This is a genomic window from Pseudomonas siliginis, from assembly GCF_019145195.1.
In the GTDB taxonomy this organism is placed as follows: Bacteria; Pseudomonadota; Gammaproteobacteria; order Pseudomonadales; family Pseudomonadaceae; genus Aquipseudomonas; species Aquipseudomonas siliginis.
Genome location: NZ_JAHSTW010000012.1, coordinates 147,609 through 168,982 on the forward strand (window position 1 = coordinate 147,609; position 21,374 = coordinate 168,982).

The 21,374-nt window shown below is 61.5% G+C and carries 20 protein-coding genes; 11 read left to right on the top strand and 9 right to left on the bottom strand.

What is annotated here, in order from left to right; all coding sequences use genetic code 11:
- Positions 1-3: 3 nt before the first annotated feature.
- The 3 genes from KVG87_RS23305 to hrpB form a co-directional block, all read right to left on the bottom strand.
- Positions 4-429, bottom strand: a complete 426-nt coding sequence (locus KVG87_RS23305) for a hypothetical protein (RefSeq protein WP_217852785.1) — start codon at positions 427-429, stop codon at positions 4-6.
- A gap of 13 nt (positions 430-442) precedes the next feature.
- Positions 443-1,015: a hypothetical protein gene (locus KVG87_RS23310; RefSeq protein WP_217852787.1), complete on the bottom strand. Its 573-nt coding sequence runs from the start codon at positions 1,013-1,015 to the stop codon at positions 443-445.
- A 129-nt stretch (positions 1,016-1,144) separates the two neighbouring features.
- Positions 1,145-3,664 (bottom strand): ATP-dependent helicase HrpB, encoded by a 2,520-nt coding sequence (gene hrpB, locus KVG87_RS23315; RefSeq protein WP_217852790.1) that lies wholly within the window; start codon positions 3,662-3,664, stop codon positions 1,145-1,147.
- A 110-nt stretch (positions 3,665-3,774) separates the two neighbouring features.
- Here hrpB and pmcY point away from each other — a divergent pair, with 110 nt between their 5' ends.
- On the top strand, positions 3,775-4,194 hold the full coding sequence (gene pmcY, locus KVG87_RS23320; RefSeq protein WP_016773056.1) for a periplasmic Zn2+ metallochaperone PmcY: 420 nt from the start codon (positions 3,775-3,777) through the stop codon (positions 4,192-4,194).
- Between the two features lie 13 nt (positions 4,195-4,207).
- Entirely contained in the window at positions 4,208-5,116 is a 909-nt protein-coding gene (locus KVG87_RS23325; RefSeq protein WP_217852792.1) for a cation diffusion facilitator family transporter, read from the top strand.
- A gap of 48 nt (positions 5,117-5,164) precedes the next feature.
- Here KVG87_RS23325 and KVG87_RS23330 read toward each other — a convergent pair whose 3' ends face one another.
- Positions 5,165-6,100, bottom strand: a complete 936-nt coding sequence (locus KVG87_RS23330; RefSeq protein ID WP_150638423.1) for a DUF6515 family protein — start codon at positions 6,098-6,100, stop codon at positions 5,165-5,167.
- A gap of 449 nt (positions 6,101-6,549) precedes the next feature.
- On the opposite strand from KVG87_RS23330, the gene KVG87_RS23335 reads away from it, so the two are divergent.
- The gene (locus tag KVG87_RS23335; protein WP_007909658.1) at positions 6,550-7,029 is read left to right on the top strand and encodes an Lrp/AsnC family transcriptional regulator; all 480 of its coding nucleotides are present in this window, start codon (positions 6,550-6,552) and stop codon (positions 7,027-7,029) included.
- 171 nt (positions 7,030-7,200) lie between these two features.
- Positions 7,201-7,410, top strand: coding sequence for a DUF2788 domain-containing protein (locus KVG87_RS23340; RefSeq protein ID WP_016773053.1), 210 nt, complete (start codon positions 7,201-7,203; stop codon positions 7,408-7,410).
- On the opposite strand, the gene KVG87_RS23345 is transcribed toward KVG87_RS23340, so the two are convergent.
- From KVG87_RS23345 to KVG87_RS23360, 4 genes are all read right to left on the bottom strand, one after another.
- Positions 7,405-8,040, bottom strand: coding sequence for a pseudouridine synthase (locus KVG87_RS23345; protein WP_225930979.1), 636 nt, complete (start codon positions 8,038-8,040; stop codon positions 7,405-7,407). The genes KVG87_RS23340 and KVG87_RS23345 overlap by 6 nt on opposite strands.
- Before the next feature lie 72 nt (positions 8,041-8,112).
- The gene (amn, locus tag KVG87_RS23350; protein WP_167351308.1) at positions 8,113-9,612 is read right to left on the bottom strand and encodes an AMP nucleosidase; all 1,500 of its coding nucleotides are present in this window, start codon (positions 9,610-9,612) and stop codon (positions 8,113-8,115) included.
- Between the two features lie 183 nt (positions 9,613-9,795).
- The gene (locus KVG87_RS23355) at positions 9,796-11,445 is read right to left on the bottom strand and encodes an acyl-CoA dehydrogenase family protein (RefSeq protein WP_217852794.1); all 1,650 of its coding nucleotides are present in this window, start codon (positions 11,443-11,445) and stop codon (positions 9,796-9,798) included.
- A 95-nt stretch (positions 11,446-11,540) separates the two neighbouring features.
- Positions 11,541-13,892 (bottom strand): hybrid sensor histidine kinase/response regulator, encoded by a 2,352-nt coding sequence (locus KVG87_RS23360; protein ID WP_217852796.1) that lies wholly within the window; start codon positions 13,890-13,892, stop codon positions 11,541-11,543.
- A 301-nt stretch (positions 13,893-14,193) separates the two neighbouring features.
- Here KVG87_RS23360 and KVG87_RS23365 point away from each other — a divergent pair, with 301 nt between their 5' ends.
- The 4 genes from KVG87_RS23365 (at position 14,194) to KVG87_RS23380 (ending at position 17,711) form a co-directional block, all read left to right on the top strand.
- Positions 14,194-14,991, top strand: coding sequence for a hydroxymethylpyrimidine/phosphomethylpyrimidine kinase (locus KVG87_RS23365; RefSeq protein WP_007909650.1), 798 nt, complete (start codon positions 14,194-14,196; stop codon positions 14,989-14,991).
- Positions 14,992-15,009: 18 nt separating this feature from the next.
- Positions 15,010-15,633 carry a thiamine phosphate synthase gene (gene thiE / locus KVG87_RS23370; RefSeq protein WP_076564266.1) on the top strand — a complete coding sequence of 208 codons (624 nt, stop codon included), beginning with the start codon at positions 15,010-15,012 and terminating at the stop codon, positions 15,631-15,633.
- A 15-nt stretch (positions 15,634-15,648) separates the two neighbouring features.
- A complete protein-coding gene (hemL, locus tag KVG87_RS23375) occupies positions 15,649-16,932 on the top strand; it encodes a glutamate-1-semialdehyde 2,1-aminomutase (RefSeq protein WP_217852799.1) in 1,284 nt (427 codons plus the stop codon).
- A 224-nt stretch (positions 16,933-17,156) separates the two neighbouring features.
- Positions 17,157-17,711 carry a tetratricopeptide repeat protein gene (locus KVG87_RS23380; protein WP_041477733.1) on the top strand — a complete coding sequence of 185 codons (555 nt, stop codon included), beginning with the start codon at positions 17,157-17,159 and terminating at the stop codon, positions 17,709-17,711.
- Between the two features lie 176 nt (positions 17,712-17,887).
- Here KVG87_RS23380 and KVG87_RS23385 read toward each other — a convergent pair whose 3' ends face one another.
- Complete coding sequence (locus tag KVG87_RS23385) at positions 17,888-18,217, bottom strand: DUF1820 family protein (RefSeq protein ID WP_016773045.1); 330 nt, start codon at positions 18,215-18,217, stop codon at positions 17,888-17,890.
- A 132-nt stretch (positions 18,218-18,349) separates the two neighbouring features.
- Here KVG87_RS23385 and miaB point away from each other — a divergent pair, with 132 nt between their 5' ends.
- From miaB to ybeY, 3 genes are all read left to right on the top strand, one after another.
- The gene (gene miaB / locus KVG87_RS23390) at positions 18,350-19,678 is read left to right on the top strand and encodes a tRNA (N6-isopentenyl adenosine(37)-C2)-methylthiotransferase MiaB (protein WP_041477732.1); all 1,329 of its coding nucleotides are present in this window, start codon (positions 18,350-18,352) and stop codon (positions 19,676-19,678) included.
- A 216-nt stretch (positions 19,679-19,894) separates the two neighbouring features.
- Complete coding sequence (locus KVG87_RS23395) at positions 19,895-20,887, top strand: PhoH family protein (RefSeq protein ID WP_217852801.1); 993 nt, start codon at positions 19,895-19,897, stop codon at positions 20,885-20,887.
- Positions 20,880-21,374, top strand: coding sequence for an rRNA maturation RNase YbeY (gene ybeY, locus KVG87_RS23400; RefSeq protein WP_217852803.1), 495 nt, complete (start codon positions 20,880-20,882; stop codon positions 21,372-21,374). Before KVG87_RS23395 ends, ybeY begins: the two co-directional genes overlap by 8 nt.

The window sequence follows — 21,374 nt, forward strand, 5'->3', positions numbered from 1 at the left end:
CCTTCACAGACCGGGCGGAACGTAGCCCGGAACATAGCGAACATTGGTGCACTTGCCATGCAGAATTCGCCCGTCTTCGATCAGGAACTGGGCGATTTTCTTCTGCTGATTGACCTTCGCCTGCAACTTGCAATTGGAGCTGTGCCCGACCTGCTGGTAATGCTCGGTGTACACCATGCCATTGCCGGTATGGTTCATCGAAGTGCCGGCCGCTTCGGTGGTAGTCCAGCTCGAGGACTTGTACCAGGTCAGCACAGCGAAGGGTTCGCCGTTCGGGCCGACTTCCTTCTTCATCGAGTCGGGCGTGCCGAACAGGTCCAGTGCTTCCTGCATATCACGGCCTTCCCAGCGGCTTTGCGCGATAGTGGAACAGCCGCTCAAGAGCAATCCTGCCAGCAGGGTTGCCAGCCATAAACGTGTGTAAGTCATTGGATGCCTCGGCTTATTTCTTCAGTTCGAGCAGGCTGTCGATGTTGTCCATCATCTGGCTCTTTTGCTGGATCGGCGCGAGCTTGAAAAACATCTGCTGCAGCATCTCGATCATCTGCAGGTATTCCATCTTGCCCACGGCGGCCATGTCGTTTTTCGCGCGACTGCCAGGGGCGCAGGCAAACTTCAGCGCTTGCTGGACCCAGAACTCTTTCGGGGTCTGCCATTGGTTGGCAACTTTCAGATGACGCATGGTGTAGGCCAGACGCTCGATGGATTGGCCATTGATAAAACGCACCTTGCCCGTAGAGCAGTGGGCTTCGAGGTTGTAGACGTCGATCATCGGTTTGCCGGGTTCTTCATACACCAGCGTCACCGCGACCATGGTCGCGCCTTTGGTTTTCTGCGAAGGCACCACCGAGGTGGCATCAGCGACGTACATGATGTTTTTCTGGGGCACGCCATTGCCGTAGATAATCCACCAGTCTCCAATCGGATTGGGCTCTTCGGCCATGGCCGGATTGGAGGCGGCCAGCAGCGCAGCCGACAAGAAGATCAACTTCTTGAGCTTGAAAAAAGAGGTCATGGGCAGTTCCGTTCCTTGGGCCAAGCTGCCAGGCAACAAGGCTTGTTATTGTTCAGGCGGCGATTTTGCGAGCCTGAACAACCAAGGGCAATTAGCACGGATGGGCTAATGGCGCGCAGCCATTGCGGGTCAGGTGCCCCGGGGTTTCGCCCGCGCCGTGGCTTCAGCCACCAGCGGATCATCCGGCCAGTAATGCTTGGGGTAGCGCCCCTTCAGATCCTTCTTCACCTCGGCATAGGTGCTGCGCCAGAAGTTGGCCAGGTCCTGCGTGACCTGCACCGGCCGCCGCGCTGGCGACAGCAGATGCAGCTTGACCACTTGCCGGCCGCCGGCAATCCGTGGCGTATCGGCCAGACCAAACAGCTCTTGCAAACGCACCGCGAGAATCGGTGGATGTTCGCTGTAATCCAGACGAATCGATGAACCCGACGGCACGCTCAAATGATGCGGCGCCAGTTCGTCGAGCTTCTGCGGCAGCGGCCACGGCAGCAGATTGCGCACGATGTTCGACAGGTCGAGGTTGGCGAAATGGCTCAGCCGCGCGACCTTGCCCAGATAGGGCATCAGCCAGTCTTCCAGGGTATTGAGCAGCGCTGCATCGCTGACATCCGGCCATTGGCTGTCGTCCTGAGTGCTCAGATCGAGCTGGCGCAACATCGCCACCCGCGCCTGCCACTGGCGCAGTTCCGAGGTCCACGGCAACAACTCCAGACCTTTGCGCCGCACCAGATTGACCAGTGCCTGACTGCGCGCGTTTTCATCGAGACCGGTCAACGGTTCGCGGCTGAGAATCAGCTCGCCGACCTTGCGCTGGCGCTCGGCACGCAGCACGCCTTCGCGTTCATCCCAATCGAGTTGGTCGACGCTGCGCACTTGCTCGGCGAGCACCGAATCGAACAGCGCCGGATCGAAATCCGCCGCCAGATAGATGCGTTCTTCGCGCTGGCCCTGGCGGCTGCCAAGGTCGGCGATGACGATCCACTCGTGCTTCATCAGGCTATCGGCCTCAGCGAACAGCGCCGCGCGACCGTTGGCCAAACGGAATTCAGCCCCACCGGAACGCCGTTGCTGGGCGACGCGATCCGGGTAGGCCAGCGCCAACAGAGCACCGAGCCAGCGCGGATGCTCGGCATCTTTGACCGGCTCGCTCGCCTTGCCGCGCAGATAACCGCGATATTGCCGAGCCAATTGCCGGGCACGTTGCACCCCGCCCTGCGTACCACGACCGGCGCGCTCTTCGCCGGAAAGCAGCACCAGCCTGCTGTGCAGATCCGCACCGGCACCGCGCAAGATATCGCGCTCGCCGAGCAGCGCCGCCACATCGCAGGCCATCGCCGCCAGCCCCAGCGCCTGACCGCGCAACAGCAAATGCGCAATGCGCGGATGCGCCGGCAATTCAGCCATGGCCTGGCCGTGGGTCGTCAGCGTGTCGCCGTGCAAGGCGCCGAGGCGTTGCAGCAGATCCTGCGCTTGCGCATACGCGGCCGCCGGCGGCACATCCAGCCAGACCAGTTCGCCCGGGGTCACGCCCCAGCGCCCCAGCTGCAAAGCGAGGCTGGCCAGATCCGCCGAGAGAATTTCCGCGCTGCCATAGGCCGCCAGTTGTTCGTGCTGATCCTGTGACCACAAGCGATAACACACGCCCGGCTCCAATCGCCCGGCGCGGCCGGCACGCTGGGTGGCGCTGGCCTTGGAGATGCGTTGAGTGTCGAGGCGGGTCATGCCGCTGCCCGGGTCGAAACGCGGCACCCGCGCCAGCCCGGCATCGATGACCACGCGCACGCCGTTGATGGTCAGGCTGGTCTCGGCGATGTTGGTTGCCAGCACCACTTTGCGCTGACCGGGCGGCGCCGGATCGATCGCCGCGCGTTGCGCATTGAGGTCGAGTTCGCCGTGCAACGGGCACAGCAAAACGTCCTTGCGCTCACCGATGGCGTCGGCCAATTGCTGGTGCACGCGGCGGATTTCCGCTTGTCCCGGCAGGAACACCAACAGGCTGCCGGTCTCGTCGTGCAGCGCTTCGAGCACGGTTTGGGTAACCCGCTGGTCGATATATTCGCCCGGCTGAAACGGCCGGCCCCAGCGCATCGTCACCGGGTACATGCGCCCTTCACTGCGCAGAATCGGCGCGTCATCGAGCAAGCCCGCCAGGCGCTCGCCTTCGAGGGTGGCCGACATCAGCAGAATCTTCAGCGGCTGTTCAGCGCGAAACAGCTCGCGACCGTTCAGACTGAGCGCCAGCGCCAGATCGGCGTCGAGGCTGCGTTCATGAAATTCGTCGAAGATCAGCAGACCCACGCCTTCCAGCGCCGGATCGTCCTGCAAGCGCCGGGTGAGAATGCCTTCGGTAACCACTTCGATACGCGTCTTCGGGCCGACCTTGCTGTCGAGGCGGATGCGATAGCCGACGGTTTCACCGACCTGCTCGCCGAGCTCGCTGGCCAAACGCTCCGCCGCCGCCCGCGCAGCCAGACGCCGAGGTTCGAGCATGACGATGGTCTGCCCGGCCAGCCAGGCTTCGTTGAGCAAGGCCAAAGGCACGCGGGTGGTTTTACCGGCGCCGGGCGGTGCTTCGAGCACGGCTTCGTGGCGTGACGCGAGGGTTTCACGCAGGGCGGGTAAAACATCGTCGATCGGCAAAGAAATCATGCTGGCTCCAAAACAGAGGGCCGAGTATAACGGCGAACTGCCGGGCGTTCGTCAGGGTCTTAACTTCACAAGACGAAGCTTCGTTATTTGATGACTCAGGAGACATTTCCATGCGCTTACCCTCTCGCCTGATCGGCGGTGTTCTGGTTGCCACTCTGCTCACGCAACTGTCGGCGTGCGGTTCGATTTTCTACCCGGACCGGCGTGGCCAGATCGACGGCAAGATCGACCCGGCGATTGCCGTGCTCGATGCCGTCGGCCTGCTGTTCTACATCATTCCCGGGCTGATCGCGTTTGCCGTCGACTTCGCCACCGGGGCGATCTATTTCGAACCGGGCCACACCGCGCAGATCGATCCGGCCAAGCTCAAGCAAGCCATCGGCCCGGATGGACAGGTCGACAATCACAAGTTGCAGGCGATTCTTGAGAGCGAGCTGGGAAGAGACTTTCCCCTCGACGATCCACGCCTGATCCAGCACAAGGGCAGCACCCAGCAACTGGCGATGTTCGGCCTGCAACCGGCCGCTTGAATAAGGACGTTCAATGACCTCCAGCCCCGAACACGCCCGCCTGCTGCGGCTGGCGACCCGCGCCTCGGTGGCGGTCGCCTGCACGCTGATCATCGCCAAAGCGATTGCCTGGTGGCTCAGCGGATCGGTGAGCATGCTCGCCGGCCTCACCGACTCGGCGCTGGATGGCGTCACCTCGATGCTCAATCTGCTGGCGGTGCATTACGCCTTGCGCCCGGCGGATGACGATCACCGTTATGGCCACGGCAAAGCCGAATCGCTGGCGGGCATGGCGCAGGCGTTGTTCATCGGTGGCAGCGCGGTGCTGATCGCGTTTCAGGCCTACCAACGCTTGCAGACGCCGGAGCCGCTTGGCGCACCGTGGCTGAGCATCGGCGTGATCGTGTTTTCCCTGCTGCTGACCGCGGCGCTGCTGATGTTGCAGCACCGGGTAATCAAGCAGACCGGCTCCAACGCCGTACGCGCCGACTCGCTGCATTACCGTTCGGACCTGCTGCTCAACGGCAGCATCCTGATCGCGCTGGTGTTGGCCGGGATGGGTTTTGCGCAACTGGATGCGTGGTTCGGTTTGGGCATCGCCGTGTACATTTTCTGGAGTGCGATCCAAATTGCTCGGGAAAGTTTTTCGGTGTTGATGGACGAGGAACTGCCGACCGATGTCAGCCAGCACATGCTCGAACTGGCGTGCAGCGTGCCGGGGGTGCTCGGTGCACATGACCTGCGCACGCGGATTTCCGGCAATCACTGGTTCGTGCAATTGCACCTGGAATTGCCGGGCGAACTGACCCTGTCAGTTGCCCATGGCATCAGCGATCAAGCGGCGGCGGCAATTCACAGGGCTTATCCGAAGGCCGAAGTGCTGGTGCACGCTGACCCTGTAAAAGCAGCCACAAGCGACAAGCCTCTAGCTTCAAGCTCGTAGCTCGTAGCTCGTAGCTCGTAGCTCGTAGCTTGCAGCTTGTAGCTGCCCCTATCTGACCTGATAACCGCGACTGCTCAGGCAATTGCCCTGCGCCTGGCGATAGGCCTGAACCACTTCGGGTGCCGGTTGGTAGGTCGCGGTGCGCGGGTCGAAACCGCTTTGCTGCACCGCGTACTGCGAGCACTGGTAACCGTCCTGTTGCACCTGCTGCGGCGACTGGCCGTTGGCCGGATAGGCTTCGACGTCATAGCCCTGAGCTTGCGGTTGCGGCGGTTGCTGCAGCGGCGGCTCGACCACCACGTAATCCTGCGTCGCCTCCTGATAGGCGTAATACGAGCCGGCGGCGAGGAACAGCAGCGAGCCGCCGATCCACACTTCACGGGCGTAATCCGGCAAATACTGGATGCGGATCCCGCGCGGTGGTTGCACGACGATGTAGCGCGGGCCTTGCGGGCGATACCAGTAGCCGCCGGAATAGAAGTAATCCTGACCGCGATACGGCACACGGTAATCACGATCCGGAAAACGATCGATCACATGGCCCGGACGATATTGCGGGCCAGGCCCCCAGCCATTGCCATGACCGTTCGGCCGTCCCGGCCAGCGGTTGTCATCGGGACGCGGCCGCGTCTGCCACTGTTGATTGTGGTAACCGTTCTGCGGGCGCTCGTCGCGGTAGTAACCCTGACGCGGCTCCTGAGTCTGGTGCACGGCGTCGGGTCGCGGCTGGATCGGCAGGTTGTTGCCCGGCTGGCGAGGCGGTTCTGGACGATCATCGACACGGTTGCGGTTCTGCCATTGACCGTCATTGTTGTGCGGCTGGCCGTTGTGCTCGAACTGACGGCTGTTGTCGCCACGGATGATCCCGTCGTTCTGCGGCCCGTTGCCAGGCCCACGATTCTGCGGCTCATCGGCCAGCGCTTGCGCACTGACACCCACACACAGCAAACCAACACCGGCCAGACGCCAGATGCGCGAATTCATGCTTTTCCTCACTGCGGGAGCCTGTCGTGGGCAGGGCTTGTTGCTGAGACTCGAAACAGCCCCACCGGGTTCTGCAACAGGTTATCAGTCGCGCGACTTATTTATTGAGGCGCCAACATGAAATCGCAGGCAAGAAAAAAGGGAGACCCGTCGGCCTCCCTTCTGAGAACTTCGTCCTGGCTCGACGCTTTTGACGTCGGCTCACCTCACGCCGTCTTCTGGACAGTGTGCAGCTCGGGGGCCGGCACATCCCCGGTGGGGGTGGCGGCCGCGGCGGGCCTGATTGGGCGGGCCGCGTGGACTGTGTTACCGAGCAGTGATTCTGGTGTTAAGAATAAGCCTGAGGCTGCGACAAAGGATTGCGAAAATTGCTCAATTAAACACCGCTTGCGCAATTTTTAACCCTGGATAGATAATCTGCCGCAATAGTTACGACCAAGGACAGATTGATGAGCAAACTTGACCGGTATGACCTGAGTATTTTGGCGGAATTGCAGCGCGACGCCCGTATCTCCAACCAGGAACTGGCCGAGCGCATCGGTCTGTCGCCATCGCCTTGCTCGCGCCGGGTCAAGCAACTGGAAGACGATGGCTATATCTCGCGCCAGGTGGCGCTGCTCGATCGCAAGATGCTCGGCTTGAGCCTGACCGCGTATGTGCTGATCGGCATGGACCGGCACACGCCGGAACGCTTCGAGAATTTCGAAGCGGCAATCCGCACATTGCCGCAAGTGCTGGAGTGCAGCCTGGTGACCGGAGTGGATGCCGACTACCAGTTGAAAGTGGTCGTACCGGATATGGATCACTATCAGAAATTACTGCTGGGGCACCTGACTCGGATCGAGGGGGTCACCAGCGTGCGGTCGAGTTTTGTGCTGAATCAGGTGCTCAACAGCACCGAACTGCCGCTGACTCATTTGCGTAGCTGATATCCCTTTCGCGAGCAGGCTCGCTCCCACATTTGGAATGCATTTCAACCTGTGGGAGCGAGCCTGCTCGCGAAGGGGCCGGCACAGGCGACGCAGATCAATACCCCGCCATCCGCCCTTGGCGTATACTCGCCGCCGCCCTTTCAGCCCTGTCCGCGCCGGAGATCGCCAATGGATCCAGCACTGTTCGAAGAGTGGATGATGACCGGTCTGGTCAGCATCCTGATCATTTTCATGGGTTTCATCGTCTGGGATCTGGCGAAGAAGTCCAAGGCCGGGCGGTTCGGCTCGTTCATTCTGTTTTTCGTGCTGGGCCTGGGCGTGGCCGCGTTCATCATCAAGAGTGTGGTGATCGGCCTGATCGAATCCGGCGCCTTATAAGCGCGCCGGCACTTCCCGCCACTGGCCCTGATCCAGCCCTTCAAGGGTCCAGTCGCCAATCCTCACCCGCACCAGACGCAACGTCGGCAACCCGACTGCCGCCGTCATGCGCCGCACCTGACGGTTGCGCCCTTCGCGAATCACCAGTTCCAGCCATGAAGTCGGTATGGTCGCGCGAAAGCGTACCGGCGGATTGCGCGGCCACAACTGCGGCTCAGCCAGTTGCCGCGCTTCAGCGGGCAGGGTCATGCCGTCATTCAGCTCGACGCCATCACGCAGGCGCTGCAACTGCTCGGCAGTCGGCTCGCCCTCCACCTGCACCCAATAGGTCTTCGCCAGTTTGTATTTCGGATCGGCGATGCGCGCCTGCAACTGGCCGTCGTTGGTCAGCAGCAACAAACCTTCGCTGTCACGATCCAGACGTCCGGCCGGATAAATCCCCGGCACATCGATGTAATCCTTGAGCGTCGCCCGCCCTTCACCGTCGCTGAATTGCGTCAGCACATCGAAGGGTTTGTTGAACAGGATCAGTTTCGGCTCGGCCGGTGGTGCCTTGGCAACACGGCGCGGGGCAGAAGACTGAGGCTTCACGCCGGGGCGGCGGGAAGGTGGACGCGGGGGACGGGACATAAGAGACAGAACATTTAGCGATCAGGGCTGACAATGCTAGTGCCCCGACCGCCAAATGACCACGACTAACCGTTAACGGAATGGCGGCTCGTCGAAGCTGCGCAACTTGCGCGAGTGCAGCGAGTTGAGTTCGGTACGCAGCAGATCCACCGCTTCGATGCCGATTTTCAAATGCTGGCTGACCGCGCGCTCATAGAAGGCGTTGGCCGAGCCCGGCAGTTTGATTTCGCTGTGCAGCGGCTTGTCCGAAACGCAGAGCAACGTGCCGTAAGGCACACGCAGGCGATAACCCTGCGCTGCAATCGTGCCGCTTTCCATGTCCACCGCAACCGCGCGGGACAGGTTGATCAGCGGCCGTTCCTGAGCCCAGCGCAGTTCCCAGTTACGGTCGTCGTAGGTCAGAACCGTGCCGGTGCGCAGGCGCTTCTTCAGATCGTCGCCCTTCTCGCCAGTGACATTCGCCGCTGCCTGTTGAAGCGCAAGCTGCACTTCGGCCAGTGCCGGGATGGGAATATTTGGCGGCACCACGCGATCAAGAATGCCGTCGCGACGCATGTAGGCGTGGGCCAGCACGTAATCGCCGATGGTCTGCGACTGACGCAGGCCGCCGCAGTGGCCGATCATCAGCCAGCAATGCGGGCGCAGCACGGCCAGGTGATCGGTGATGTTCTTGGCGTTGGAAGGGCCGACACCGATGTTCACCAGCGTGACGCCGTGGCCGTCGTTGGCGATCAGGTGATAGGCCGGCATCTGGTAACGGTGCCAGACCACACCGGCGGCAATCGCCGAGGCTTCGCCGTGGTCCATGCTCTTCTCGATGATCACGTTGCCCGGCAGGACCATGCGCACGAAACGCGGGTCGCGGCGCAACTGCTCCAGACCATGAACGATGAACTGGTCGACGTAGCGGTGATAGTTGGTCAGCAGAATCCACGGCTGCACATGGCGCCAGTCACTGCCGGTGTAATGCACCAGCCGGCGCAGCGAGAAGTCCACGCGCGCGGCGTCGAACAGTGCCAGTGGCAGCGGATCGGTGTTTTCCCAGTCGTAGAGACCGTCGGCAATGCCATCGGTAGCGGCGGACAGATCGGTACTCGGGAACACCCGCGCCAGCACCGCCGCAGTGACGCCGGAACCGGCCAGTTCATCGCCCTGCTCGACCACGTACGGATACGGAATGTTCTGCTGGCTGACGCCGACTTCGACGGTCACGGTGAAGTCGTGCATCAACGGCGTCAGTTGTTCAAGCAGGTATTTGCGAAACGCCGCCGGGTGGGTGACGGTGACGCTGTAAGTACCGGGCAACTGCACCTTGGCGTAAGCGCGGGTGGTCTGCGGCACTTCGCCCTGGCAGTGGTAGGTCAGACGCAGTTCGGGATAACGAAACAGGGCACGCTGTTCGGCGTCGGGCTCGACGCGGTCCTTGAGGTAACGCTTGAGGGCAGAATTCAGCGCAGTGGTGGCCCGCTCATGCAGCTCGGCCAGACGATCCACGGCTTGTTCGGCGGTTTGAACGACAATAAACGCTTCGGTCACGATCAGCTTCCTGTGTTCTGACTTGCAGAGCTTCATCTTGCCTGCATCGTGGACGCACGGGAACAGTGGCGTTGTGGCGACACTTAAATCTGCAGACCAATGATGTCCCTGTGGGAGCGAGCCTGCTCGCGAATGCGGTGGATCATCCAATAAAGATGTCGACTGACACACCGCTTTCGCGAGCAGGCTCGCTCCCACAGAGGGGGGATTTGAGGTGGGTCAGAAAAGCTGTGGAGTCGAGCGGGCGACAATCGCTTCGACGTCCAGCCCACGCGGCAACCCGCCGTAGACGCGACCGCCACCGCTCAGACGGCTGGCAATGAAAGCATCGCTTACGGCTGAATTCCCCGCTTCCAAAAGAAGCCTGGCCTGCAATCCAAGGGCGATGTCTTCGGTCAACTGCCGCGCCCGATACTGAATATCACTGGTGTCCTGGAACTGCGCCTGCAACTGCTGGATATGCGCGGCGAGACGCTTGTCGCCATGGCCATCGCCCAATTCGCTGAACAGCACATCCAACACACCCGGCTCCTTCGACAATGCGCGCAGCACATCCAGACATTGCACATTCCCCGAGCCTTCCCACGTCGAGTTCACCGGCGCTTCGCGGTAAAGGCGCGGCAGGATGCTGTCTTCGACATAACCGGCGCCGCCCATGCATTCGGCGGCTTCGTTGATCATTCCTGGCGCACGTTTGCAGATCCAGTATTTGCCCACCGCCGTCACCAGCCGCGCGAATTGCGCTTCGTGGCGATCATCCAGATGATCGAGCGCCTTGCCCATGCGCAGACTCAGGGCCAGCGCCGCTTCGCTCTCCAGCGCCAGATCGGCCAGCACGTTTTGCATCAGCGGCTGCTCGCTGAGCAGTTTGCCACCGACCTTGCGGTGCGCGCAGTGATGACTGGCCTGGGTCAGCGCCTGACGCATCAGCGAACTGGAGCCGACCATGCAATCGAAACGGGTCATCGCCACCATCTCGATAATGGTTGGTACGCCGCGCCCTTCTTCGCCGATCATCCACGCCAGCGCCCCACGAAACTCCACTTCGCTGGAGGCGTTGGACTGGTTGCCGAGTTTGTTTTTCAGACGCTGGATGTAGAACTGATTGCGCGTGTCGTCCGGGCGATGGCGCGGCAGCAGGAAGCAACTCAAGCCCTTGTCGGTTTGCGCCAATGTCAGGAAGGCATCGCACATCGGCGCCGAGCAGAACCACTTGTGCCCGACCAGTTCATAGGCCTGACCCGGGCCGCTGGCGCCGACCGGATAGGCTTTGGTGGTGTTGGCGCGAACGTCGGTGCCGCCCTGCTTCTCGGTCATCGCCATGCCGATGGTCACGCCGGCCTTGTGCGCCATGCCGACGTTGCGCGGATCGTATTCGGTGGCGAGGACTTTCGGCAGCCACTGCTCAGCCAGCTCCGGCTGCAAGCGCAGGGCCGGCACGCTGGCGAAAGTCATGGTCAGCGGGCAACCACTGCCGGCCTCGGCCTGGCTGTGCAGATAGGTCATCGACGCGCGGGCGACATGTGCGCCGTCCTGCGGATGTGCCCAAGGCAGCGAGGTCAGGCCATGTTCGATCGCCGTGCGCATCAGCTCGTGGTAGGCCGGGTGAAATTCGACCAGATCGATGCGATGACCGTAGCGATCATGGCTGGCGAATAGCGGTTTGTTCTGGTTGGCGAGAAACCCCGCTTCCATCAAAGGCCCACCCGCGAGTGCGCCATAGGCATCGATGCGCGACTCGGCCCAACCGGCGCCAAAACGCCGCGACCACTCCTGTAACGGCAGATCGATGCGGTACAGGTTGGTGCCGTCCAGCGACGGCGGCTGATTGGTGACTTCGTGGGTTTCGGCGAACTGATGCAGGTTCATGACGGCGCTCCGTGTTCAGCAATGGCATCAGTTAAGCACTGGTGCTTTTTTGAACAAAGTGTCATAGGCGCCGTTTTTGCGGCGCTTTTACCCCATCAGCAACTGAGCACGCGGCGCTGCAAGGCAGCCTGCAGATCCTCGAATTTCACTGGTTTGTGCAGATAGTCGATAGGCGCGCCCGGGGCGCATTGTTCGCGATCCGCACCCAGCGCCAGCATGAACACTGGCAAATGCGCGCAGCCTGGCAATGCATGGATCTGGCAGCACAGCGATGCACCTTCGTGGTTAGGCAACTGGCAATCGATCAGCACTGCATCGAAGCTTTCCCGTTGCAGGCAGTCCAGCGCGGCGGCGCCGTTATCCGCGCTGCGCACGCGGAAACCCAGCTTAAGCAACATGCCACGCATCACCAGTTGGTTGACGCTGTTGTCGTCCACCAGCAGCACCGTGCAGTCCTGCGGCGCACGAATGCAATCGCGGGGCGGCTGATCCGCAGGCGCTTCGATCACCGGCAGTTCGAATTCGACATCTAGCTGGAAGCGGCTGCCGCGACCCGGCTCGGAGCGATGGGTGAGTTTGCCGCCGAGCAATTCGATCAGTTGCCGACAGATCGCCAGACCAACACCGAGGCCGCCGTATTCGCGAGTCATCGAACCGTCGAGCTGGAAGAAACGCTGATACAGGGTCGCCTCGCCCAGATCGGTGAAACCGATACCGGTGTCGATAACCGCGAACGATAGCGCCATGCGCTCATCCGCCGACGGCCGCCCGGTAACGCGCAGTGCCAGCCCGCCGACGCGGGTGAACTTGATCGCATTGTCCAGCAGGCATTCCAGGCACTGCGCCAGTTTCGCGCTGTCGCCGAGCAAGCGATCCGGCAGGGTCGGCAGCACCTCGACCTTGAAGTCCAGCGACTTGCTCGCTGCATTACCTTCGAACTGCACGCGCAACGCCTCAACCACTGCGCGCAGGCTGAAACTGCCCGGCGTCGCCTTGAGTTTGCCGGCCTGCAATTCAGTGAGCGTGAGGATGCCATTGACCATGCGCATCATGTCGCGAGCAGAACCGGCGGCGGTTTGTTGATATTGCTCAAGCTCGGGATCGAGGTCGACGGTCTGCATCAGCTCCAGCGAACCGATCACGCCGTTCATCGGCGTGCGCAGTTCGTGGGTCAACGTCGCGAGGAATTCATCCTTGAGCTTGTTGCTGTGGGCCAGTTGCTGGTTGAGCACTTCGAGTTTCTGCCCGGCGTCGAACAAGGTCTGCGCCTGTTGCTCGCGCATCGCGTTGATGCGGTCGGCCAGCGCCAGCGACAGCAGCGCAACCTCGATGGCCGAGCCGATCTGGCTGGCGTACATGGTCAGGAACACGTTGGGCAGCAGGCCCAGCACCATCAGCGTATTGACGATGCCGCCGAGCAGAAACGCCGACCAGGCGATGATGAAGTAACGCGCCACGCGCAAGCCGCGCCACCAGGCAAGAATCCCGGCGGCGAAGATCACCACGGTGAAGGTCAGCGCCAGTGTGGTCGCCAGGCGCAGGGCCAGGGCGTAACTGGTCATCAGCGACAGGCCGATCACCAGCGCACTGAAGGCAATCAGGCCGATAAGCAAGCGATCCAGCCAGGGGCTGTGGGTCTTGGCCTGCAGGAAACTGCGGGCGAACTGGCTGCCGAACAGTCCGGCGCAACCGATGAAGAACGGTGTCGCGGCGTTGGCCCACCATGGGTTGTCCGGCCAGAAATACTCGACCGCCGCACCATTCACCGACAATTGATAGAGGCCGAACGAGCCAATATAGAAGATGTAATAGAGGTAACTGGTGTCGCGCACGCTCAGGTAGATGAACAGGTTGTAGACCAGCATCCCCAGCAGCACGCCATAAATGATGCCGAGTACGTACAGGCGCACCGGCTGGTCTTCGAGGTATGCGCTGCTCGACCACAACGTCACCGGCGCCTGGATCGAGCCTTCGCTGGCCAGGCGCAGGTACAGCGTCTGCTGTTGATCCGGTTTGAAGGGAAGGTCGAACAGGTAGTTGTTCTGGCGGATCTCGCGACTCGCGAAAGGCAAGGCATCGCCGGTCTGGCGCACCAGTCGGTATTCGCCGCTGGTGTCAGGCAAGTACAGGTCGAGGTGATCAAGCGGCGGATACGCCAGTTCCAGCAGCCAGGTGCGCTGGGCGGCCGGGTTGCTCGGGCGGTAATGCAGGTCGATCTTCAGCCAGAACGCCGAGCGCGAGTAACCGGCGTTGAGCGTGGCTTTGTCGTGGGCTTTGAACTGGCCGGCGGCATCTTGCGCGCGGACGTCGGCAATCGTCGCCTGACCGCTCGGGTCTTCGAACACTTGCAGCGATCGGCCCAGTGGCAGGCTCTGGGTGAATTCGTCGAATTCGACGGCGCTCGCCATAAGGGGCAAGCAGAACAGCAACATCAGCAAATAGCGCATTGAAGCCCCAGCGTGGCTCGTCCGGTTGTGTCAGGAAGCCCCCCATTCCCTTTGAGTAGACGTAAAACCGGTATTACCTGTGATTGTTTGGATCCAGCCTAGCATAGCCGTTGATGGCCATTGAGCACCATGGAAATTTTTCCTACAACGGCTCTAGAACGGGCGTTCCAGGGCAAAGCACTGAGATAGAGCTGTTGGAATGGTCAGGAACGTCAAAGATCGCAACCTCCGGCAGCTCCTGCATTTATCTTGCTCTGCCACCCACACCCCAAAATCAGCTTTGGTGGTAAGCTCGCGCACCATGAATATCTACAGCTCCCGCCCCGTTGTCCTCTGTCTCTCCGGCCACGACCCCAGTGGTGGCGCCGGCTTGCAGGCAGATATCGAAGCCTTGCTCGCGCAGGGTTGCCATGCGGCTCCAGCCGTCACCGCCCTGACCGTGCAAGACACCGTCAACGTCACTGACTTCCGCGTCCTCGACCGTGAGTGGGTATTGGCCCAGGCCAACGCCGTGCTCAACGACTCCGAAGTCGCCGCAGTGAAACTGGGCATGCTCGGGTCGCTGGAGATGGTCGACACGGTCGTCGAACTGCTCTCGGCGCACCCGCACCTGCCAGTGGTCTGCGACCCGGTGCTGCGTGCCGGCGGCGGCGGACGCCTCGGCAAGGACGAGGTCGGCTACGCGATGCGCGAGCGTCTGCTGCCGCTGTCGATCATTGCCACGCCCAATCTTCCTGAAGCGCGCATCCTCGCCGAACTGCCCGAAGGCACGGCCGACGAGTGCGCAGAAAAACTCCTGCCATTCGTCAAAAACCTGCTGATCACCGGCGGCCATGGCGACGAAACTGAAATCCACAACCGCGTTTACAGCCGCGACGGCCTGCGCGAAACCTTCATCTGCCAGCGCCTGCCGGGCAGCTATCACGGCTCCGGTTGTACGCTGGCCAGCGCCCTCGCCGGTCGCCTGGCTCAGGGCGAACACCTGGCCAGTGCCGTGCGCAGTGCGCTGGATTACACCTGGCGCACTTTGCGCGATGCCGAACAACTGGGCAAAGGCCAGTTCGTGCCGCGTCGCCTGCCGCTGGATTTCTGCTCGTAACGTCGTGAGGTCTGCCCGATGAAACTACGTGGCCTGTATGCCATTACCGACAGCCAGTTGCTGGCCGGCAAGTTTCTGTCTTACGTGGAGGCGGCGCTCGACGGCGGCGTCACCCTGCTGCAATACCGCGACAAGAGCAGCGACGAGGCCCGCCGTCTGCGCGAGGCCGAGGCGTTGCGCAACCTGTGCGAGCGCTACAAGACGCAGCTGATCATCAACGATGACGCCGAACTGGCCGCGCGCCTCAACGTCGGCGTGCACTTGGGCCAGACCGACGGCCCGCTGTCGCCGACCCGCGCCCTGCTCGGTTCGAAAGCGATCATCGGTTCCACTTGTCACGGGCAAATAGCTCTGGCCGAACAAGCCGCCAAAGAAGGTGCGAGCTATGTCGCCTTCGGCCGCTTCTTCAATTCCACCACCAAACCCGGTGCGCCGAGTTGCAGCCTCGACTTGCTCGACGAAGCCAAACGCACGCTGCACTTGCCGATCTGCGCGATCGGCGGCATCACCCTCGATAACGCCGCGCCACTGGTCGAGCACGGTGTCGATCTGCTCGCCGTGATCCACGGTTTGTTCGGCGCCGAGAGCAGCGCCGAAGTGACCCGCCGCGCCCGCGCCTTCAACGAACTTCTGAAAATCTGATTTGAGAGCCCGATCATGTCTCGTTCCGAAACCCTGTTTGCCAATGCTCAGAAACACATCCCCGGCGGCGTCAACTCGCCGGTGCGCGCGTTCAAGAGCGTCGGCGGCACCCCGCTGTTCTTCAAACACGCCGAAGGCGCTTACGTCACCGACGAAGATGACAAGCGTTATGTCGATTACGTGGGTTCGTGGGGTCCGATGATCCTTGGCCACAGCCATCCGGACGTGCTCGACGCGGTGCGCAATCAACTGCAACACGGCCTGTCCTACGGCGCACCGACGTCGATGGAAACCGAGATGGCCGATCTGGTCTGCTCGCTGGTGCCGTCGATAGACATGGTGCGCATGGTCAGCTCCGGCACCGAAGCCACCATGAGCGCGATCCGTCTGGCCCGTGGTTACACCGGTCGCGACAGCATCATCAAATTCGAAGGCTGCTACCACGGCCACTCCGACAGCCTGCTGGTCAAGGCCGGTTCCGGCGCTCTGACCCAGGGCGTACCAAGCTCGGCCGGCGTGCCGGCAGCGTTCGCCAAACACACCCTGACCCTGCCGTTCAACGACATCGACGCGGTTGAAGCGATGCTCGCCGAAGTGGGCGAAGAGGTGGCGTGCATCATCGTCGAACCGGTGGCCGGCAACATGAACTGCGTGCCGCCAGCGCCGGGCTTCCTCGAAGGCCTGCGTTCGCTGTGTGACAAGCACGGCGTGGTGTTGATTTTCGACGAAGTGATGACCGGTTTCCGCGTCGCCCTCGGCGGTGCCCAAGCGCACTACGGCGTGACGCCGGACCTGACCACGTTCGGCAAGATCATCGGCGGCGGCATGCCGGTGGGCTGCTTCGGTGGCAAGCGCGAGATCATGCAGCGCATCGCCCCGCTCGGTCCGGTGTATCAGGCAGGTACGTTGTCGGGTAATCCGCTGGCGATGGCTGCCGGCCTGACGACCTTGCGTCTGATCAGCCGCCCGGGCTTCCACGCCGAACTGACCGACTACACCGCGCGCATGCTCGATGGTCTGCAACAGCGCGCCGATGCCGCCGGCATCTCGTTCGTGACCACTCAGGCCGGCGGCATGTTCGGTCTGTACTTCAGCGGCGCCGACGACATTGTCACCTTCGACGACGTGATGGCCAGCGACGCAGCAATGTTCGGTCGCTTCTTCCACTTGATGCTGGAAGGTGGCGTGTACCTGGCGCCGAGCGCTTTCGAAGCCGGTTTCACCTCGATCGCCCATGGCGAAGCCGAGTTGCAACTGACACTGGACGCCGCCGAGCGCGCCTTTGCCGCATTGAAATAATCGCCGTACCGCTGACGTTGGCTATGGCCAGCGTCAGCTTTCGCCTACATCCGCTCGGTTTTTCCGACGTGCCTGCGAAAATCCTGCCCGAATCGGGCGATATATTCCCCACGCAGCAGAAAAACGAGTAAAGACTTTGTAAGGTTGGCCCTGCTTATTTCATAATGCGCGCTTATTGGATCCCTCGACGGGTCCGCGTGCCCTTCAGAGGTAAGTCGATTCCCATGAACCGCACCGGCCGCACCCTTGCATTGGGCTGCCTGTTGCTCCTTCAGCCCCTGCTCGCGCATGCACAAGCAGGCGGCAACTCGTTGTTGATCCCGGCGATGGGTCGTTGCACCCTCAATACTCAGCCGCAAGACGTCACGCAGGCATTGGCCGCCTGCCAGAAAGCGGCGGACGAAGGGGACGCGCAAGCGCAATACGAGTTGGGTGAGTTCTACTACGACGGCAAGAACGCGCCGCGCGACCTCAATCAAGCCCTGAGCTATTTCGAAAAGGCCTCGCTGCAAGGCCACGCCCAGGCGCAATACAAGCTCGGCAGCATGTTCTTTCACGGTGAAGGTGTGCAGGCCAACAATATCCAGGCCTACATCGTGCTGAAGATGGCAGCGGTCAACGGTGCCGAAGAGGCGCTGGACACGGCCGACGAAGTCTCGGAAAAGATGTCCCGCGAAGATCTCGAAACCGCCACTCAGGTGCTCGGGCAGATTTTCCGCAAATACCTGATGGAACTGCAGAACGCCGATGGGCGTACGCCATTCTCACCACTTCCATAAGCGCTGTGGAGATGACCTGTGGCGAGGGGATTTATCCCCGTTGGGCTGCGAAGCAGACGCAAATCCATTCAGCGAGATGTGTCAGACAGAACCGGATTGTAGTGTCTAGGGCCGCTTCGCAGCCCAGCGGGGATAAATCCCCTCACCACAAACTCATTCCAATCCAGAATCCGCTGTTACTTCTCAGGCATCGGCATCGGAAACGGCATGACATTGCCGACCGCGCCACGGGCTTCGCTGATTTTCGGTGTACCCAGACGTTCGACTTCATCGATGCGCACGATCGAATGCATCGGCACAAAACTGCGCACCACGCCTTCGAATTGCGCCTTGAGCTTTTCTTCGCTCGGATCGACGACCATTTGCGTGCGCTCGCCAAAGACGAATTCTTCAACTTCCAGGAAACCCCACAGATCACTTTGATAGATCTGCTTGGCGTACATTTCGAACACCTGGCCCTGGTTGAGGAAAATCACCTTGTAGATTGGAGCTTCGCGTTTGGTCATGGCGGGCGGATAACATCGGGGTAAAAATGAGGGCGCGAACTATAGCATAGCCACCGGACGCACAGCGGTAGGAACCTGACGGCTTGTTCCCTATAATGCGCGGTTCTTTGAATCACGTGACGACCCGAATCCATGGCCAAGAAGCTTTACATCGAAACCCACGGTTGCCAGATGAACGAGTACGACAGCTCGCGCATGGTCGATCTGCTGGGCGAACATCAGGCCCTGGAAGTCACCGCTCGCGCGGAAGACGCCGACGTGATTCTGCTCAACACCTGCTCGATCCGCGAACGCGCGCAAGACCGGGTGTATTCGCAGCTCGGCCGCTGGCGCGAATTGAAGCTGGCCAACCCGGACATGGTCATCGCCGTCGGCGGTTGCGTGGCCAGTCAGGAAGGCGCGGCGATCCGCGATCGCGCCCCCTACGTTGACGTGGTGTTCGGCCCGCAGACCCTGCACCGTCTGCCGGAAATGATCGACGCTGCGCGCAGCAGCAAGCTGCCGCAGGTCGACGTGTCGTTCCCGGAAATCGAAAAATTCGACCACCTGCCCGAGCCGCGTATCGACGGCCCGAGCGCTTATGTGTCAGTGATGGAAGGTTGCAGCAAGTACTGCACGTTCTGCGTGGTGCCGTACACCCGTGGCGAAGAGGTCAGCCGACCGTTCGACGACGTGATCGCGGAAATCATTCACCTGGCCGAACACGGCGTGCGTGAAGTGACCTTGCTCGGGCAGAACGTCAACGGCTATCGCGGCCAGACCCACGACGGTCGTCTGGCCGATCTGGCCGAACTGATCCGCGTGGTCGCCGCCGTCGATGGCATCGACCGCATCCGCTACACCACCTCGCACCCGCTGGAGTTCTCCGACAGCCTGATCCAGGCCCACGCCGAAGTGCCGGAACTGGTCAAGCACCTGCACTTGCCGGTGCAGTCGGGCTCGGACCGGATTCTAGCGGCGATGAAGCGCAACCACACGGCGCTGGAGTACAAATCCAAACTGCGCAAACTGCGCGCTGCGGTGCCAGGAATCTGCATCAGCTCGGACTTTATCGTCGGTTTCCCCGGCGAAACCGAGAAGGACTTCGAACAGACCATGAAGCTGATTGCCGATGTCGGCTTCGATTTCTCCTACTCGTTCGTTTACAGCCAGCGCCCGGGCACGCCCGCTGCCGATCTGGCCGACGACACCCCGGAAGAATTGAAGAAAGAACGTCTGAACGCGCTGCAACATCGTTTGAATCAGCAGGGCTTCGAGATCAGCCGACAAATGGTCGGCTCGATCCAGCGCATTCTGGTGACCGATTATTCGAAGAAAGACCCGGGCGAGCTGCAGGGCCGTACCGAGAATAACCGTATCGTCAACTTCCGCTGCGACAATCCCACGCTGATCGGTCAGTTCGCCGACGTGCACATCGACGCCGCGCAACCGCACTCGCTGCGTGGTTCGCTGGTTCAATAACACTGCATTTCTCCTGTGGGAGCGAGCCTGCTCGCGAAGGCGGCCTGTCAGACACATCAATGTTGAATGTGTCGCCGCCTTCGCGAGCAGGCTCGCTCCCACAGGTACAGCGTCAGAGGCATGAATCGGGCGGGCTCATTTAAGAGCTTTCGCACCCACGCCACTGGCGTTATCCTTGATTTCATCCTAATTGCCCCAGGGCGGCTAAATACGACCTTGAACGCACCCATCGAACCACATCGTTTTCTCCTCGAGCCTTTTGAGGCTCGCCGCTTCGCCAATCTGTGCGGGCAATTCGACGAGCATTTGCGCTTGATCGAACAGCGCCTGGCCATCGAGATCCGCAATCGCGGAAACCAGTTCGAGCTGATTGGCGATCCAAAACTCACCACGTCCGCGGAAAACCTGCTGCGCCGCCTGTACCGGGAAACCAAGGGTACAGAGCTGTCGCCAGACCTGGTGCACCTGTTCATTCAGGAATCAGCAGACATCGACAACCCGGCCCCTGCGGAAGCGACCGTCGCCCTGCGCACCAAGAAAGGCATGATTCGCCCGCGCGGCTTGAATCAGCAACGCTACGTGAAGGAAATCCTCGGCAACGACATCAACTTCGGCATCGGCCCGGCCGGTACCGGCAAGACCTATCTGGCCGTGGCCTGCGCGGTAGATGCGCTGGAGCGCGAGCAGATCCGCCGCATCCTGCTGGTGCGTCCGGCGGTCGAAGCGGGGGAAAAACTCGGCTTCCTGCCCGGCGACCTGTCGCAGAAGATCGACCCGTACCTGCGCCCGCTCTACGACGCGCTGTACGAAATGCTCGGTTTCGAATACGTCGCCAAGTTGATCGAGAAACAGGCGATCGAAGTCGCGCCGCTGGCCTACATGCGCGGTCGTACGCTGAACAACAGCTTCATCATTCTCGACGAAAGCCAGAACACCACCGTCGAGCAGATGAAGATGTTCCTCACCCGCATCGGCTTCGGCTCCACCGCCGTGATCACCGGCGACATCACCCAAGTCGACCTGCCGCGCGGCACCAAATCCGGGCTGCACCATGTGATCGAAGTGCTCAAAGACGTGCCGGGCATCAGCTTCACCCACTTCCAGCCCAAAGACGTCGTGCGCCACCCGTTGGTGCAGCGGATTGTCGAGGCCTACGAGCGCTTCGAAACCCGTGCCGAAGCCGCGAAGGAAGCCTCGCGCGATGCTTGAGCTGGATCTGCAAATCGCCACCGAGGCCAGCGCGCCGAGTGAAGCCGACTTCCGCCTGTGGTGCGAACTGGCCCTGCGCCAGCGCAGCGCTGATTCGGAAATGACCATTCGTCTGGTCGACGAGGAAGAAGGCCGCGAGCTCAATCACACCTGGCGCCACAAGGACTACGCGACCAACGTGTTGTCGTTCCCGGCGGAAGTGCCTGACGAGTTTCTCGATATCCCGCTGCTCGGCGATCTGGTCATTTGCGTGGCTGTGGTCGAACGCGAAGCCGCCGAGCAGGGCAAGGAACTAAAGGCCCACTGGGCACATCTGGTCATTCACGGCTGCTTGCATCTGTTGGGTTACGACCATATAGATGACGACGAAGCCGAAGAAATGGAAGCGCTGGAACGCGAGTTGCTTGCTGAACTGGGCTATCCCGATCCGTACGCGGACGACGAAACCGAACACTCCCCCATCGTTACAACAAAGGATTCAGAGTAA